At 68.4% G+C, this 14,954-nt stretch carries 15 protein-coding genes; 9 read left to right on the top strand and 6 right to left on the bottom strand.

Annotated elements, in window-relative coordinates:
* Positions 1-2: 2 nt before the first annotated feature.
* The 6 genes from I8J34_RS15975 to I8J34_RS15950 all read right to left on the bottom strand — a co-directional run bounded on the left by I8J34_RS15975 (position 3) and on the right by I8J34_RS15950 (position 9,007).
* Entirely contained in the window at positions 3-1,199 is a 1,197-nt protein-coding gene (locus I8J34_RS15975) for a type II secretion system F family protein (RefSeq protein WP_230411872.1), read from the bottom strand.
* Positions 1,200-1,218: 19 nt separating this feature from the next.
* Positions 1,219-2,931 (bottom strand): GspE/PulE family protein, encoded by a 1,713-nt coding sequence (locus tag I8J34_RS15970; protein ID WP_214362627.1) that lies wholly within the window; start codon positions 2,929-2,931, stop codon positions 1,219-1,221.
* Positions 2,928-4,052, bottom strand: a complete 1,125-nt coding sequence (locus tag I8J34_RS15965; protein ID WP_214362626.1) for a tetratricopeptide repeat protein — start codon at positions 4,050-4,052, stop codon at positions 2,928-2,930. Before I8J34_RS15965 ends, I8J34_RS15970 begins: the two co-directional genes overlap by 4 nt.
* A gap of 139 nt (positions 4,053-4,191) precedes the next feature.
* Positions 4,192-5,859, bottom strand: a complete 1,668-nt coding sequence (locus I8J34_RS15960; RefSeq protein WP_214362625.1) for a secretin GspD/PilQ domain-containing protein — start codon at positions 5,857-5,859, stop codon at positions 4,192-4,194.
* 99 nt (positions 5,860-5,958) lie between these two features.
* Positions 5,959-7,554 (bottom strand): ExeA family protein, encoded by a 1,596-nt coding sequence (locus I8J34_RS15955; protein ID WP_214362624.1) that lies wholly within the window; start codon positions 7,552-7,554, stop codon positions 5,959-5,961.
* 10 nt (positions 7,555-7,564) lie between these two features.
* Positions 7,565-9,007 (bottom strand): sigma-54-dependent transcriptional regulator, encoded by a 1,443-nt coding sequence (locus I8J34_RS15950; RefSeq protein ID WP_214362623.1) that lies wholly within the window; start codon positions 9,005-9,007, stop codon positions 7,565-7,567.
* Positions 9,008-9,153: 146 nt separating this feature from the next.
* On the opposite strand from I8J34_RS15950, the gene I8J34_RS15945 reads away from it, so the two are divergent.
* The 9 genes from I8J34_RS15945 to I8J34_RS15905 are packed head-to-tail and all read left to right on the top strand — an operon-like array spanning position 9,154 to position 14,953.
* A complete protein-coding gene (locus tag I8J34_RS15945; protein WP_214362622.1) occupies positions 9,154-9,972 on the top strand; it encodes an ABC transporter ATP-binding protein in 819 nt (272 codons plus the stop codon).
* Entirely contained in the window at positions 9,969-10,739 is a 771-nt protein-coding gene (mlaE, locus tag I8J34_RS15940; RefSeq protein WP_214362621.1) for a lipid asymmetry maintenance ABC transporter permease subunit MlaE, read from the top strand. The genes I8J34_RS15945 and mlaE overlap by 4 nt, the downstream gene beginning before the upstream one ends.
* A 2-nt stretch (positions 10,740-10,741) precedes the next feature.
* A complete protein-coding gene (gene mlaD / locus I8J34_RS15935) occupies positions 10,742-11,209 on the top strand; it encodes an outer membrane lipid asymmetry maintenance protein MlaD (RefSeq protein ID WP_214362620.1) in 468 nt (155 codons plus the stop codon).
* Between the two features lie 14 nt (positions 11,210-11,223).
* The gene (locus tag I8J34_RS15930) at positions 11,224-12,039 is read left to right on the top strand and encodes an MlaA family lipoprotein (protein ID WP_230411871.1); all 816 of its coding nucleotides are present in this window, start codon (positions 11,224-11,226) and stop codon (positions 12,037-12,039) included.
* A gap of 32 nt (positions 12,040-12,071) precedes the next feature.
* On the top strand, positions 12,072-12,686 hold the full coding sequence (locus I8J34_RS15925; RefSeq protein ID WP_230411870.1) for an MlaC/ttg2D family ABC transporter substrate-binding protein: 615 nt from the start codon (positions 12,072-12,074) through the stop codon (positions 12,684-12,686).
* Entirely contained in the window at positions 12,683-12,979 is a 297-nt protein-coding gene (locus I8J34_RS15920) for an STAS domain-containing protein (protein WP_214362617.1), read from the top strand. Before I8J34_RS15925 ends, I8J34_RS15920 begins: the two co-directional genes overlap by 4 nt.
* Positions 12,976-13,875 (top strand): ABC transporter ATP-binding protein, encoded by a 900-nt coding sequence (locus I8J34_RS15915; RefSeq protein ID WP_214362616.1) that lies wholly within the window; start codon positions 12,976-12,978, stop codon positions 13,873-13,875. Before I8J34_RS15920 ends, I8J34_RS15915 begins: the two co-directional genes overlap by 4 nt.
* Positions 13,865-14,641, top strand: coding sequence for an ABC transporter permease (locus tag I8J34_RS15910; RefSeq protein WP_214362615.1), 777 nt, complete (start codon positions 13,865-13,867; stop codon positions 14,639-14,641). Before I8J34_RS15915 ends, I8J34_RS15910 begins: the two co-directional genes overlap by 11 nt.
* A 54-nt stretch (positions 14,642-14,695) precedes the next feature.
* The gene (locus I8J34_RS15905) at positions 14,696-14,953 is read left to right on the top strand and encodes a BolA family protein (protein WP_214362614.1); all 258 of its coding nucleotides are present in this window, start codon (positions 14,696-14,698) and stop codon (positions 14,951-14,953) included.
* Position 14,954: the final 1 nt, after the last annotated feature.

Here is a 14,954-nt window from a genome sequence, read left to right as displayed (position 1 = left end):
CGCTAGATCGGTAGCCGGGTGATGATGTCGTAGACGGGGCCCAGCACGGCCATCATGATGCCCAGCAGGATCGCACCGAGAATGATCATCAGCAAGGGTTCGATGATCGCCTGCAGCCGTTCGACCGCCTCGCGCACGTCGCGGTCGTAGAAGTAGTGGACGTTGGCCAGGGCGGCGTCGAGCGCGCCGGTGTTCTCGCCGACCCGCAGCATGCGCACCACCAGGGGCGGGAACAGCGGGGTGGCGGCGAAGGCGCCGGAGACGCTGTGGCCTTCGGCGATGCGTTCGCGCACGCGGCTCAGGGCGTCGGCCACCAGCGTGTTGCCGGCCACGGTTTCGGCCGACTGGAGGGCGGTGACGATGGGGATGCCGGCGCCGTACATCATGGCGAACAGGCCGGCGAAGCGGGCCAGGATGATCTTGCCGCGGATCGGCCCGATGAGCGGCACGGCGAGCATCAGGCCGTCCCAGCTGCGTCGGGCCGAGGGGCTGCCGAGGATCATCAGGCGGGCGGTGGTGACGGCGGCGGCGACCAGCAGGAGGAGCAGCCACCACCAGTCGGCGAGCAATTCGGAGGCGCCGATCAGCAGGCGGGTCTGCAGCGGCAGCTGCTGGCCGGCGAGGCGGAACAGGCTGCCCAGCTGAGGCACCAGGAACAGCAGGGCCACGGCCAGCGCGGCGAGGATGATGCAGGTGACGATGATCGGGTAGATCACCACGCGGCGGCCGAAGGCGGCCAGCTCGTCCTCGCGCTTGATGCTCTCCATGATCTCGCGCAGCACCCGCGGCAGTTGGCCGGAGGTTTCGCCGGCGCGCAGCAGGGCGCAGAACACCGGATCGAAGACCTGCGGATAGTCTTCGGCCGCCTCCGACAGGTTGCGCCCGCCTTCGATGCTCTCGACCAGCCCGGCGACCACCTCGCGAAAGCGTGCATGCTCGGTGGAGTCGCGCAGGTCGGACAGGCCCTCGAGAATCGGTACGCCCGCGCGGGTCAGCTGTTCGAGGTGGAAGCAGAAGTTGATCAGCTCGCGCCGCGGGATGCGCGCGTTGTGCCAGGCGCGCGCGCCCTTGAGCGCCCGGCCGTTGATGAAGTCCAGATCCATGCGCTTGAGGCGCATTTCGAGGTCCACCTCGTTGGCCGCGTCCATCTCGCCGCGCACCTGGCGCCCGTCCGGGGAGACCGCTTTGTAGGCGAACATCACCATCGGTCGTGCCGGCTCAGGCCATCCGCTCGGTCAGGTCGACCACGCGGGCAAGTTCGTCCAGTGAGGTGACGCCGTCGAGCACCTGCCGGATGCCGTCTTCGGCCAGCGCGCGAAAACCCTTGGCGCGCGCCGCGTTGCGGATCTCGCGCACGCTGGCGCGGCGTGCCACCAGCTCGTCCATGTCGCTGTCCATGCGCACCAGCTCCATCAGCGCGGTGCGGCCGCGATAGCCCTGGAACTCGCAGCGCGGGCAGCCCTTGGCGCGATGCAGCATCGGGGCGCCGCGCTCCTGCGGCAGGCCGATCAGGCGCACCTCCCAGGCTTCGGGCGTATAGGGCTCGCGGCAGTGCACGCACAGCTTGCGCACCAGGCGCTGGGCGACGATGCCGATGATGTTGCCGGCCAGCAGTTCGGGCGAGATGCCGATGTCGAGCAGGCGGGCGATGGCGCCGATGGCCGAGTGGGTGTGCAGGGTGGAATACACCTGGTGGCCGGTCATGGCGGCGCGAAAGGCCATGCGGGCGGTTTCGCTGTCGCGGATCTCGCCGACCAGGATGATGTCCGGGTCCTGGCGCAGCATGGCGCGCACGCCGTCGGCGAAGTCGAGCTTGACGGCTTCGGACACGGAGGTCTGGCGGATCATGCTCATGGGGTACTCGACCGGGTCTTCGAGGGTCATGATGTTGACCCCCTCGGCGTTGATGTGGCTGAGGATCGAGTACAGGGTGGTGGTCTTGCCGCTGCCGGTCGGGCCGGTGACCAGGATCAGCCCTTCGGGGCGGGCGATCATCAGCTTGAGCAGGTCGAGCTGGGCCTCCGACAGGCCGAGATCGTCGAGATCGACGATGCCCTTTTGCCGGTCGAGCACGCGCAGCACGATGTTCTCGCCATGGATGGTCGGCTGCACCGAGACCCGGAAGTCGACCGGCCGGCCGCTGATGTTGAGCGAGATGCGCCCGTCCTGCGGCGCGCGGGTCTCGGCGATGTTGAGCCCGGCCATGACCTTGACCCGTACCGCCATCGCCGCCCAGTAGGATTTATGCAGCGAGCGCACCTGACGCAGGATGCCGTCGATGCGGTAGCGGATGCGCAGAAACGCCGCCTCCGGCTCGAAGTGGATGTCCGAGGCGTCACGCTTGACCGCGTTGGCCAGCAGCGCGTCGATCAGGCGCACCACCGGCTGGCTGTATTCGTCGGTGGTGGCGGCCAGCGAGCGCACGTCGATCTCGCCGGTTTCGATCTCGTGCAGGATGCCGTCGATCGACAGCTTGTGGCCGTAGTACTGGTCAATCGCGCGGACGATTTCCGAGTCGCCGGCCAGCAGCGTCTCGATGATGATGTCTTCGGCCAGCAGGCCGCGCAAGGCGTCCAGCGCGACCACGTCGTTGATGTCGCCGATGGCCACGGTCAGCCGGTTTTCGTTGCCGTCGAAATGCAGCGGCAGCAGCCGGTGGCGCTTGGCCAGCTCCTGCGGCACCAGGGCCAGCGCGTCGGCGTCGGCGATGGTGCTCGACAGATCCACGCTCTGCTTGCCCAGGCTCTCGGAGAGGGCGTCGCGCAGGGCGGCTTCGGAGACGAAACCGAGCTCGATCAGCAGGCGGCCGAGCGGCCGGTCGACCCGGCCCTGCTCCTGCAGCGCGATGCGCAGTTGGTCCTCGCTGATCAGGCCGGTGCCGAGCAGGGTCTGGCCCAGCGGGGTATGGGCGAGCGACTTGGGGGCGTTCATGGCAGCGCCTCCGCCAGCGCATCGCGCCGGGCCCGCACCGGGGCCGGATCGAACTCGGCCGGGCGCTGATCGGCCGCCGCCAGCGCCCGGCTGTAGTAGTCGTGCGCCAGCCGGCGTTCGCCGAGCTGATCGAGGCTGACGCCGAGATTGAACAGGTAGTCGGGGTTTTGCGGATCTTGCAGATGCGCCTGGAAATAGGCCTGCTGCGCTTCGGCCCAGCGGCCTTGCCCGGCCAGCACATTGCCCAGCGAAAAGGCCGCGCCGGGCGCCTCGGGCTGTTGGGCCAGGGCCCGGCGCAGAACGGCCTCGCGCTCGTCGGCCGGGCGGTTGCCGAGCGCGGCCAGACCGGCGATGGCGCTGGTGTTGTCGGGGTCGGCGGCGAGCGCCTGCCGGAACCACTGCGCGGCTTGCTCCGACTGGCCCGTGTGCAGGGCGATGGCCCCCAGGCCATTGAGCGCATCGGTGTTGTTGGGGTCGGCGTGCAGATGGGCCAGGTAGTGCCGGTGCGCCGTGGCCAGATCGCCGGCGCTGTAGGCCCGGTAGGCCGCGGCCAGGGCGGTGGGGACGGTAGGTTCAGGTGCCTGGGTGCGCTGGAAGTGCGGCGTGCGTTCGGCGTCGGCGGGGTCGGTCGGTGCGACTGGGGCGGCGCGCTGGCCCAGTGCGCCACGCTGCGCCAGCGGCGGAGGGGGCGGCGGGTCGTCGCGGCGTGCGGCGGCAGGGGTCTCGACCGGTGCGGCTGGCGTGGCCTGAGGGCTGTCGGCGCTTGCCAGGGGCGCGCTCGGCGGCGGGGTGGCGGGCAGGCTCAGCGGCGGCGGGGTGATGGCCGGCCGTTGGGCGGGCCATTGCCACCACAGGTAGGCGGCGACGGCACAGGCGCCGAGCAGACCGAGGATGACGATCGTGCGCAGCCGGTCGTGGGTGCCATCGGACTGTTTGGCAGCGAACAGGTTGGCCGCGGCGGCCTGGTCGGCCGACGGTGCGGAGAGGGGCCCGGCCACGGGGGCCACGACGGGGTCGAGGGGCTCCAGGCTGAGCTCGTCGAGCGACGGGCCGGCCTTGGCGTCGCGGCTCTGGGCGCGGTCTTGCTCGGCCTTGCGCAGGGCGTCGATCAACAGGCTCACCGGAAGTTCCTCCCGGGGCAATGGCGCGGCGTGACGCCGCCGGCCCGTTCCGCCGGCGCGGCATGGTGTTCGGTCAAACCCCGGCACCCCCCTCCCGGGGGGAGGACGCTGCGCCGCGTGGGCGGCCGTGCGTGCGCGCTCATGGCCGGACGGCGGGCACGGCGATGGGGTCGCCGTCGAAATTGCGGCCGCCGGGCACCGGGTTGCGGGCGAAGAAGCCGGCATCGGGCAGATGCTCGGCCAGTGCCGCGGGCAGCGGGCTGTCGCCGACCATGATGGGGCGCAGGAAGATCACCAGCTCGGTCTTCTGCACCGTGTTGTCGCGCGAGGTGAAGGCTTCGCCCAGCAGCGGCACGGCGCCGACCAGCGGAATGCGCCCGGTCTTGTAGTCGATACGGTCTTCCATCAGCCCGCCGAGTACGGCCACCTGGCCGCTGCGCAGGCGCAGCACGGATTCGATCTCGCGGGTGCGGATCTGCGGCACGAGGTTCTTGATGTTGGCGGCGGCCAGGTTGGGGTTGGGGTCTTCCTTGAGGTCGGAGATGCTGGAGATGGTCGGCCGCACGTTGAGGGTGATTTCGCCGGACTCGGCCACCTGCGGGGTGATCGACATGACCAGGCCGACCGACACCGACTGCGGCGTGGTGGTGAAGGTGGTTCGGCTGTCGACATTGGCGGTCGACACGGTTTCGGCCTTGACGTTGAAGTAGACGAACTCGTCGACCACCTTGAGCATCGCGGTCTGGTTGTTGAGCACCGCCAGGCGCGGGCTGGAGAGCACCTTGACGGTGCCGAAGGCTTCGAGCAGATCGATGTCGATCGACAGGTTGCCGCTCAGGTAGGTGATGGAGAATGGCGTTTGCGAGCTGCCGACGTTGGTGCCCAGGCTGGGCGCGCCGATGCCCCAGGTCTTGCCGCCCAGGCGCGACCAGTCGATGCCTTGCTGGTAGCCGTCGTTGAGGGCGACCTCGACGATGGTCGCTTCGATCATCACCTGGCGGCGGGCCGAGGCGACCACGCGGTCGATGAAGTCCCGCACCCGGGCATGCTGGCGGCCGGTGGCGCGTACGTTGATGACCCCGGTCTCGCGGTTGATGATCACCGAGGCGGCCTCGCGGAAGCCGCCGGTCGGGGTGTCGGTGGCGGTGGTGGCGGGCAGGACCTTGTCGGTTTCCTTGAGGAGGTCCTGGATGTTCTTTTCAATCGAGGCCCAGAACTGGTTCTGCGAGGTGTTTTCGATGCGGATGCTGGAGATGTTGCCGCCACCCTGCGGGGCGCCGCTGGCGGTGGCGGCGGACTGGGTGGCGATCTGCGTGTTGGTGGCGACCGTGCCGGTGACCGCGCGGCTCAGATTGACATAGTCGATCTTGTAGGCGCGCAGGAGCGGCGCGTCGGGCATGACGACGAGGTTGGGGCCGTTCTGTTCGTAACGCATGTCCACCTGGTGGGCGATGCGATCGAGCAGCTGCGGCAGGGTCTGGTTGATGGCGTTGAGCGTGACGCGGCCGCTCAGCCCGGCGTGGACGTCAACATTGAGCCCGGCATCGCGTGCCAGGGCGAAGAGCAGTTCGCGCACATCGACATCGCGCACCACCACCGAATAGGTGGCTGCCTTGGGGGCGGGCTTGGGCGGCGGCAGGGAGAAGCTGTGCTGGACCGGTGCGGGAATGGGCGCCGTGATCGGCGTGGTCGACGCTTTGGCATCGTCGGCCTGCAGATGCCCCCGGGGCGCCGCTGGCCGGGGGGCCTGTGCACATGCGGCGAGCAGGAGGGGCAGGATCAGGGCCAGCGCGGGGCGAGTGTTCATTCAGGTGCCGTCAGGGAGATCCAGGCCATGTTAAACGTTTGTGCTTGAACTTCAATCCCTTCGTGCGCGGCCGTGGCACGCGTTTGGCATGCGGCACCGTCAGCGCAGACGGGCGACCTGACGGATGTAGGCGTTTTTTCGATAGCCCGGCGGCAGCGTGCCGAGGGCGTCGAGGGCGTCCTGCTCGCTGGCGTAACTGCCGATGATGACGCCGACCCGGTGGCGGTCGCCGAGCCGGGTGCTGTAGATGCGGATGGTCTCGGCCGGTAGCGCGCGATGGGCGGCGTCGATCTGGCGCTCGAGATCGGTGTAGTCGAGGTCGGTGTTGGTGTGCAGCTGGATGAACCAGTGGCTGTCGGGGGTGGCGGCCATCCAGGTGCGCTGGGCCGCCAGCGCGTCCAGCGCCAGCGGGCCGAAGGCCGAGCCGGGGGTTGCCGATGCGTTTGCCGACGAGGTGGCTGCGGCGACCACGGTGGCCGGGGCCGGCTGCTCGCCCACGGTGGCCAGCGCGGCGGGTGTGTCGGCCGGAGTCTCGGTGAGCGTGGTGGTGGCTGGCGGCTGCGGCGGCGACGGGGTTGCGGCCCGGCGCGGCTGGGCCGCCGTGGGGGGCGCCGGTGGCGCTGCCTGGGCGACCTGGGGGGGCGGAGCGGGCGGTGTATCGGCTGCGGCGGCCGCGGCAGCCGGGGCTTCGGGGGCGGTCGCCGGGGCTTCGGGGGCGGTCGCCGGGGCTTCGGGGGCGGTCGGGGCGTCGAGGGGGGCGGCCGGTGCGGCGGCGATCGTCGGGGCGTCCGGCGCGGCCTCGTCCAGCCAGCGCGGGATGACGACGGCCGCCGCCGCTCCGGCGGCGGCCGCGGCGATCAGCGGCCACAGGCGGTGGCGGGGGCGCGGCTTCTGGTATTCGGCGTCGCGGGCGGCGGCGGTGACATGGGCCGGGGCGATGACATGGCGATTCTGGCTGTAGGCGGCAAGCAGGGCCTTGTCGGCCAGCACGTTGATGCGTCGGCTCAGGCCTTCGGCGATCCGCGCAATGTGGCGGGTTGCGGCCGGGCTGAACACCGCCGGGCCGCGATAGCCGGCGGCATGCATGCGGAACTCGAGGTAGGCGGCCACTTCGTCCGGGGTGAGCGGGCTGAGGCGGAAGTGATGGGTGATGCGGTCCTTGAGCTGGCGCATGTCGCGGCCGGCGAGCAGGGTGTCGAGCTCGGGCTGGCCGAAGAGCACCAGTTGCAGCAGCTTGTGGCGCCCCGTTTCGAGGTTGGAGAGCAGGCGGATCTGCTCCAGCGAGGCCGGCGGCATGGCATGGGCTTCGTCGATCAGCACCACCACGCGGCGCCCTGCGCCATGCCGGCGGATCAGGTCGTCCTGGATCGCGCCGAGGATCGCGCCGGCGCGCTCGTGCGTGACCGACAGGCCCAGTTCGGCGGCGACCGCCTGCAGCAGATCGTCCGGCGCCAGGCAGGGATTGGCCAGATAGACGCTGTCGACCGTGGCCGGCAGACGTTCGATCAGCACCCGGCACAGCATGGTCTTGCCGGCGCCGACTTCGCCGCTGACCTTGACGATGCCTTCGTCGTGCAGCACGGCGTAGATCAGCGCGTCGACCGTGGCGCCGCGCTGGGCACCGGAGAAAAAGAAGTCGGTGAGCGGGGTGAGGCGGAAGGGGGCTTCGCGCAGGCCGTAGTGATCGAGATACATGGCGGTCTATCTACTGGACGGCGCTGCCCTGCGGCCGTGGCAGGCCGAGAGAGTCCATCCGGTTGTAAAGCGTGGTGCGGTTGATGCCGAGCAGGCGCGCGGCCTTGCTGACGTTGCCGTCGGCCATGCGCAGCGCGGCTTCGACATAGCCGCGTTCCTGTTCCTTCAGGGCGTCGTCGAGGCTGAAGCCGGCCGGTTCGCGCAGGCGCCGCATGGCGTCGGCGATGATGGTGTCGAAACGGCTCTCGGTGGCCGGCGGTGGGCTGCCGGCGCGGCTGTCGCGATGGTCCCGGTCGAGCTCGTCGGCCAGCTGCGAGGCCGTGACGACGGCGCCGGGGTGCTTGGTCTGCAGGCGGATGACGATGTTCTTGAGCTCGCGCACGTTGCCGGGGAAGTCGTAGCACAACCACTGCTCGCCGGCCGCCGGGTCGAGGGCGAAGGCCGGCTGGCCGGTCTGCGCGGCGAAGTGGGCGCGGAAGTGGTCGAGCAGGCGCAGGCGGTCGTCGCCGGTGTCGCGCAGCGGCGGCACGGTGAGCGTAAACACGCTGAGGCGGTGATAGAGGTCGGCCCGGAAGCGGCCGGCATGGACTTCGGCCCGCAGGTCGCGGTTGGTGGCGGCCAGGACGCGGGCGCGGCTGAAGCGGGTCTGGGTTTCGCCGACGCGCTGGAACTCGCCGTTCTCGAGCACGCGCAGCAGCTTGGGTTGCAGTTCGAGCGGCAACTCGCCGATCTCGTCGAGCAGCAGGCTGCCGTCGCCGGCCTCTTCGAAATAGCCGGCGCGCTGGCCGGCGGCGCCGGTGAAGGCGCCGCGGGCATGGCCGAACAGCGCCGCTTCGATCAGCGTCGGGGCGATGGCGGCACAGTTGAGGGTCAGGAAGGGGCGCTGGCGGCGGGCGCTGGCGGCATGCAGCTGCCGGGCCACGCGTTCCTTGCCGGCGCCGGATTCGCCTTCGATGAGGATCGGGAAGGGGGCGTCGGCGAATTGCCCGATGCGGTCGCGCACCATCTGGATGGCCGGGCTTTGGCCGATCAGGCCTTCCGTGGCGGCGGGGGCCTCGGGGGCGCTGCCGGCATCGAGCGCGTCATGCAGGATCTTGCGCAGATAGGCCGGGTCGGCCGGTTTGGCGACGAACTCCAGCGCGCCGAGGGTGCGCGCGTGGCGGGCGTTGCCCTCGTCGCTCTGGCCCGAGAGGACGATGATCTGCATGTGCGGCGCATGGGCCAGCAGGTCGCCGATCAGGGCGAAGCCTTCGTCGGCGCGATGCGGCACCGGCGGCAGGCCGAGGTCGACCAGTGCCAGCGGCGGGGCGGCGGGTAGCGCACGCACCAGGTCAATGGCTTGCCGGCGCGTGGGGGCGGCATAGATGTCGAACTCCGCGTCGAGCAGCGCGCCGAGGGTTTCGACGATCAGCGCATCGTCGTCGACGATCAGCAGGGCGGGCAGCTGGGACATGGGCAAAGGGGTTCCGGAGCGAAGGCGGCCGACGGCTCAGTGTAGCGGAATCGACACAGTGCCGTCGTGATGCACTGCCGCATCTTGACGGCATGTTTCGGAGGCTCTGGTAGAATGCCGCTTTTTCAACGATATCAGAGCGTTTCGTGGCACATCGCGAAGAAAAAGCGCTGGTGGATCTGCGGCAGGTGCATTTCGCCTACGGCAAGCGCGAAATCCTGTCGGGCATCGATTTGACCGTCCATCGGGGCCAGCTGGTGGCGATCATGGGCGGCAGCGGTTGTGGCAAAACCACGCTGCTGCGCCTGATCGGCGGCCAGCTCAAGGCCTCGGCCGGCAGCGTGACGGTGGACGGCCAGGACATGGGCCAGCTCGGCACCGAGGCGCTGTACGCCTTGCGCCGCCGCATGGGCATGCTGTTCCAGTTCGGCGCGTTGTTCACCGACATGTCGGTGTTCGAAAACGTGGCCTTTCCGCTGCGCGAACACACCGATCTGCCCGAGTCGATGTTGCGCGATCTGGTATTGATGAAACTGCAGGCGGTCGGCCTGCTCGGCGGCCATGCCTTGATGCCGTCGGAGCTGTCCGGCGGCATGGCGCGGCGGGTGGCGCTGGCGCGGGCGATTGCGCTCGACCCGATGCTGATCATGTACGACGAGCCGTTTGCCGGCCTGGATCCGATCTCGCTCGGGGTGGTCGGCCAGTTGATCCGCCGCCTCAACGATGCGCTGGGTGCGGCTTCGATCATGGTCACCCATGATGTGGTGGAGTCGCTGTCGATCGTCGATTACGTGTATTTCGTGTCCGACGGGCGCATCGTGGCCAAGGGCACGCCGGACGAGATCCGCGAGTCGAAGGACGAATTCGTGCACCAGTTCGTGCACGCCGAGCCGGACGGGCCGGTGCCCTTCCACATGAAGGCGGCGCCGATCGGCGAGCTGTTGATGGGCGAGGGCGGGCAATGATTCGCAATATCGGCGCGAGGGTCATCGACGGCGTCTGGCGGCTGGGCTTCGCCTCGCGCTTCCTGTTCCTGCTGCTGCGCTATTCGGGGCAGTCTTTCCTGCGCCTGCACCTGACGCTGCGCGAGATCTATTTCAGCGGCGTGCTGTCGCTGCTGATCATTCTGGTGTCGGGCCTGTTCGTCGGCCTGGTGCTCGGCCTACAGGGCTACGAGACGCTGCAGCGCTATGGTTCGAGCGAGGCGCTCGGTGTGCTGGTGGCCTTGTCGCTGACACGCGAGCTGGGGCCGGTGGTGGCCGGGCTGCTGTTCGCCAGCCGGGCCGGTTCGGCAGTGACCGCCGAGATCGGCCTCATGAAGACCACCGAGCAGCTCAAGGCGATGGACATGATGGCGGTGAATCCCATCGCCCGCGTGGCGGCGCCGCGCTTCTGGGGCGGCGTCATCTCCATGCCGCTGCTGGCTGCGCTGTTTTCCGCGATGGGCATCCTGGGCGGCTGGCTGATCGGCGTGGCCTTCATCGGGGTGGACGACGGCGCCTTCTGGTCGCAAATGCAGGCGGCGGTGGACATCCGCTATGACATCGTCAATGGTGTCATCAAGAGTTTCGTGTTCGGCGTGGCGGTCTCCTTGATCGCCGTTTTCGAGGGCTACGATTGCGAGCCCACCGCCGAAGGGGTTTCGCGGGCCATCACCCGCACCGTGGTGAGTTCGGCGCTGGCCATCCTGGCGCTGGATTTCGTACTGACATCTTTCATGTTCCGAGGCTAGTCATGAGCCGCTCGACCATTGACCTGTGGGTTGGTCTGTTTGTCCTGATGGGCGGTGCCGCCCTGTTGTTTCTCGCGCTCAAGGTCGGCAACCTGTCGGCCGCCAGTTTTACCGAGAGCTATACGATCGAGGCCCGTTTCGCCAACATCGGCGGCCTCAAGGTGCGGGCGCCGGTCAAGGTGGCCGGCGTGGTGGTCGGCCGCGTGGCCGACATCCGCTACGACAACGAGCGCTTCGAGGCGGTGGTGAGCATGGCGGTGGAAAGCCGTTATGAGTTCCCGCGCGACACCATCGGCGCCATCCTCACCTCGGGTCTGCTCGGCGAGCAGTATGTCGGGCTCGAGCCGGGCGGCGACGAACGCATGCTGAAAGCGGGCGATGTGCTCAAGATTACCCAGTCGGCGGTCGTTCTGGAAAAACTGATCGGTCAATTCCTGTTCAACAAGGCCGCCGAGGCGCCGCAGCCGTAATGGGAGCGAAAACGATGGGTAAGACACCAATGCGCCGGGCGCTGGCGGCGCTGCTGGCCACCGTGGCCGTGGCCGGCTGTGCCACGGCGGGTGATCCGCGCGATCCGTGGGAAGGCTACAACCGTGCCATGTATTCCTTCAACGAAGGGGTGGACAAGGCCGTGTTCAAGCCGCTGGCGATCGGCTACGACGAAGTGGCACCGCTGCCGGTCAAGGCCGCCGTGGGCAACTTCTTCGGCAATATCGAAGATCTGTGGACCGGCCTGAACAACCTGCTCCAGGGCAAGGGCGGCGATGGCGCCGCCGACATCGGGCGGGTGCTGATCAACACCACGGTCGGCATCCTGGGCGTCTTCGATGTCGCCACCGAGATGGGCATGGAAAAGCGCGACGAAGACTTCGGCCAGACCCTGGCCGTGTGGGGCGTGAGCGACGGGCCTTATTTCGTGGTGCCCTTCTTCGGCCCGCGCACCCTGCGCGATGCCGTCGCATTGCCTGCCGACCTGTATGGCAACAGCTGGGTCCAGCCGGCCGACATCGCCGCGCGCAACACCACGACCGGCCTGAAGATGGTGCATGCCCGCGCCAGCCTGCTCGGCGCCGACCGTGCCGCGACGCAGGGCAGCCTCGACAAGTACGCCTATATCCGCGACTTCTATCTTCAGCAGCGACGCTACGAAATCTACGACGGCCAGCCGCCGCGGGAGCGTTTCGACGATGCGCGCGCGCCGGCAATGGAGCGCCCTGCGATTTACGCCACCCAGGCCGACGGCGTGGCCGAAGGGGCAATGCGCCTGGAACTGGCGGGGCTGACCGAGCCCCGCCACTGATCGATGCTACAGAGAGTTGAAAAAGAATGACGATGTTTGGACGTAACGTGTTGGTGGCTGGTCTGGTGTGGCTGGCAAGTATGAGTGTCTGGGCGGCGCCGTCGCCCGATGCCCTGGTGCGCACGGTAATGGACGAGGTGCTCGAGATCGTGCGCAAGGACGAGGCCATCCAGTCGGGCGATGCCTCGCGCGCAGTGGCGCTGGTCGACGAGAAGGTGTTGCCGCATTTCGATTTCCGCATCATGACCTCGCTGGCCGTCGGCCGCGACTGGCGCCAGGCCACGCCGGCCCAGCGCGACCGGCTGACCAGTGCCTTCCGCACCCTGCTGGTGCGCACCTACTCCAATGCCTTGACGCAGTACCGCGACCAGCAGATCGACTTCAAGCCGCTGCGGGCCAAGCCCAGCGATACCGATGTGACGGTGCGCACCGAAGTGCGCCAGGCCGGTGCCAAGCCGATCGATATCGATTACGCGCTGGAGAAGCAGGGCGACAACTGGAAGGTCTACGACGTGGTCGTCGCCGGCGTATCGCTGGTGACCAACTACCGCAGCTCCTTTGCCAGCGAGATCCGCAGCAACGGCATCGACGGCCTGATCAAGGCGCTGGAGGCCAAGAACGCGGCCCTGGCAGGTGGCGCCAAGTGAGCCAGGACGCGCCGCGCAGCTGGCGCCCGACGACGCAGCTGACCTTCGAAACCGCGGGCGAGATGCGCGATGCCGCGCGCCGCGCCGTGGCCGAGGGGGCGCGCCGGATCGACCTGTCCGAGGTGCCGCAGGCCGACTCGGCAGGTCTGGCCCTGCTGCTCGACGTGTGCCGCGAGGCCAAGCGGCAGAAGCAGTCTATCGACATCGTCGGCCTGCCCGACGGGCTCACCAGCCTGGCCGACCTCTATGGGGTGAGCGATCTGCTCCCGCTCGCCGACAGCGCCTCCGCATGAGCTCGCCGGCCATCCGCATTGCCGGCGTGCACAAGCGCTACGGCGCGCTGAAGGCGCTCGACGGTGTGGACCTGGAGGTGCGCCAGGGCGAGTTCTTCGGCCTGCTCGGCCCCAATGGCGCCGGCAAGACCACGCTGATCTCCGCGCTGGCCGGCCTCACCCGGGTCGACGAGGGCGAGCTGGCGGTGATGGGGCATGACGTGGTGGCCGACTACCGCCAGGCGCGGCGCAAGCTCGGCGTGGTGCCGCAGGAGCTGGTGTTCGACCCCTTCTTCACCGTACGCGAGGCGCTGCGCCTGCAGTCCGGCTATTTCGGCATCCGCCGCAACGACACCTGGATCGATGAGATCCTCGCCAGCCTGGATCTGACCCACAAGGCCAACGCCAACATGCGCATGCTCTCGGGCGGCATGAAGCGGCGGGTGCTGGTGGCGCAGGCGCTGGTGCACCGCCCGCCGGTGATCGTGCTCGACGAGCCGACTGCCGGTGTGGACGTAGAGTTGCGTCAGGGGCTGTGGCAGTTCATTCGCCGGCTCAATACCGACGGCCACACCATCGTGCTGACCACCCACTACCTCGAAGAGGCGCAGACCCTGTGCAACCGCATCGCCATGCTCAAGGCGGGGCGGGTGGTGGCGCTGGATACCACCGACAACCTGCTCAAACGTTTCAGCTCGCACGCGCTGCGTGTGCGACTGGCCGAGCCGATCGGCTTGGACTTCCTGCCCGGTGCGCGCGATACCGGCGATGGCTGGGTGGAGATTCCCTTCGAAGCCTATGGCGAAGTCGAGGACATGCTCTCGCGTATCCGCCTCACTGGCGGCCGGGTCGAGGAGATGGTGCTGGGCGAGCCCGATCTCGAAAAGGTGTTCATGGGGGTGATGCATGACGCCTGAGACCGTTCGCTTCGCCGGCTTCCGCACCCTGCTGTACAAGGAGATCCTGCGTTTCTGGAAGGTGTCCTTCCAGACCGTGGGCGCGCCGGTGCTCACCGCGGTGCTGTATCTGTTGATCTTCTCGCATGTGCTCGACCGCCATGTCACGGTCTATGGCGATGTGCCCTACACCGTGTTCCTGGTGCCGGGGCTGGTGATGATGTCGGTGCTGCAGAATGCCTTCGCCAACACCTCCTCCTCGCTGATCCAGAGCAAGATCACCGGCAACATCGTGTTCATGCTGCTGCCGCCGATCAGCTATCGCGAGTTCTTCGCCGCCTATGTGCTGGCCGCCATCGTGCGCGGCGCCTTCGTCGGCGTGGGGGTGATCGCGGTGTCGCTGCTGATGGTTTCGCTGCCGGTGGTGGCGCCGGGCTGGATCATCGCCTTCGCGCTGATGGGCGGCGCCATCCTGGCCTCCTTCGGCATGATCGCCGGTATCTGGGCCGACAAGTTCGACCAGCTGTCGGCCTTTCAGAACTTCCTGATCATGCCGCTGACCATGCTCTCGGGCGTGTTCTACTCGATCCATTCCCTGCCGCCCGTGTGGCAGACGGTGTCGCATCTGAACCCGTTTTTCTACATGATCGACGGTTTCCGCTACGGCTTCTTCGGCCAGTCCGACGTGTCGCCGTGGATCAGTCTGGCGGTGGTGTCGGCCTGTTTCGTGGTCCTGGCCGTCCTCACCCTGTCGATGCTCGCGCGCGGCTACAAGTTGCGCGCCTGAGCGCGCGATGCCTTACCATTCGCGGTCTGATCGACCGCCGCAGGAAGTACACACATGTTTGAAGCCTCCGAAATCTCCCGCCTGATCCAGCAAGGCCTGCCTTGCGACTTCGTCGAAATCCAAGGCGACGACGGCGTCCATTTCTCCGGCGTGGTGGTCAGCGCCGAGTTCGCCGGCAAGCCCAAGGTGCGCCAGCACCAAGCTGTGTATGCCACGCTCGGCTCGCTGATGGGCAACGAGATCCACGCCCTGCAGCTGCAGACCTACACGCCCGAGCAATGGGCGACGGTGCGTCAGGAACTGGGGCTGTAAG

Source organism: Denitromonas iodatirespirans (assembly GCF_018524365.1).
Classification (GTDB): Bacteria; Pseudomonadota; Gammaproteobacteria; order Burkholderiales; family Rhodocyclaceae; genus Nitrogeniibacter; species Nitrogeniibacter iodatirespirans.
The sequence above is the reverse complement of the archived record's forward strand: the minus strand, read 5'-3'. Positions and strand labels throughout refer to the sequence as shown.

Bases quoted from the DNA above. Each gene is read 5' to 3' on its own strand.
- mlaD (WP_214362620.1), top strand. From the start codon at position 10,742: ATGAGCCGCTCGACCATTGACCTGTGGGTTGGTCTGTTTGTCCTGATG.
- I8J34_RS15955 (WP_214362624.1), bottom strand. From the start codon at position 7,554: ATGTATCTCGATCACTACGGCCTGCGCGAAGCCCCCTTCCGCCTCACC.
- I8J34_RS15925 (WP_230411870.1), top strand. From the start codon at position 12,072: ATGTTTGGACGTAACGTGTTGGTGGCTGGTCTGGTGTGGCTGGCAAGT.
- I8J34_RS15930 (WP_230411871.1), top strand. From the start codon at position 11,224: ATGGGTAAGACACCAATGCGCCGGGCGCTGGCGGCGCTGCTGGCCACC.
- I8J34_RS15970 (WP_214362627.1), bottom strand. From the start codon at position 2,931: ATGAACGCCCCCAAGTCGCTCGCCCATACCCCGCTGGGCCAGACCCTG.
- I8J34_RS15905 (WP_214362614.1), top strand. From the start codon at position 14,696: ATGTTTGAAGCCTCCGAAATCTCCCGCCTGATCCAGCAAGGCCTGCCT.
- mlaE (WP_214362621.1), top strand. From the start codon at position 9,969: ATGATTCGCAATATCGGCGCGAGGGTCATCGACGGCGTCTGGCGGCTG.
- I8J34_RS15910 (WP_214362615.1), top strand. From the start codon at position 13,865: ATGACGCCTGAGACCGTTCGCTTCGCCGGCTTCCGCACCCTGCTGTAC.
- I8J34_RS15975 (WP_230411872.1), bottom strand. From the start codon at position 1,199: ATGTTCGCCTACAAAGCGGTCTCCCCGGACGGGCGCCAGGTGCGCGGC.
- I8J34_RS15915 (WP_214362616.1), top strand. From the start codon at position 12,976: ATGAGCTCGCCGGCCATCCGCATTGCCGGCGTGCACAAGCGCTACGGC.
- I8J34_RS15950 (WP_214362623.1), bottom strand. From the start codon at position 9,007: ATGTCCCAGCTGCCCGCCCTGCTGATCGTCGACGACGATGCGCTGATC.
- I8J34_RS15960 (WP_214362625.1), bottom strand. From the start codon at position 5,859: ATGAACACTCGCCCCGCGCTGGCCCTGATCCTGCCCCTCCTGCTCGCC.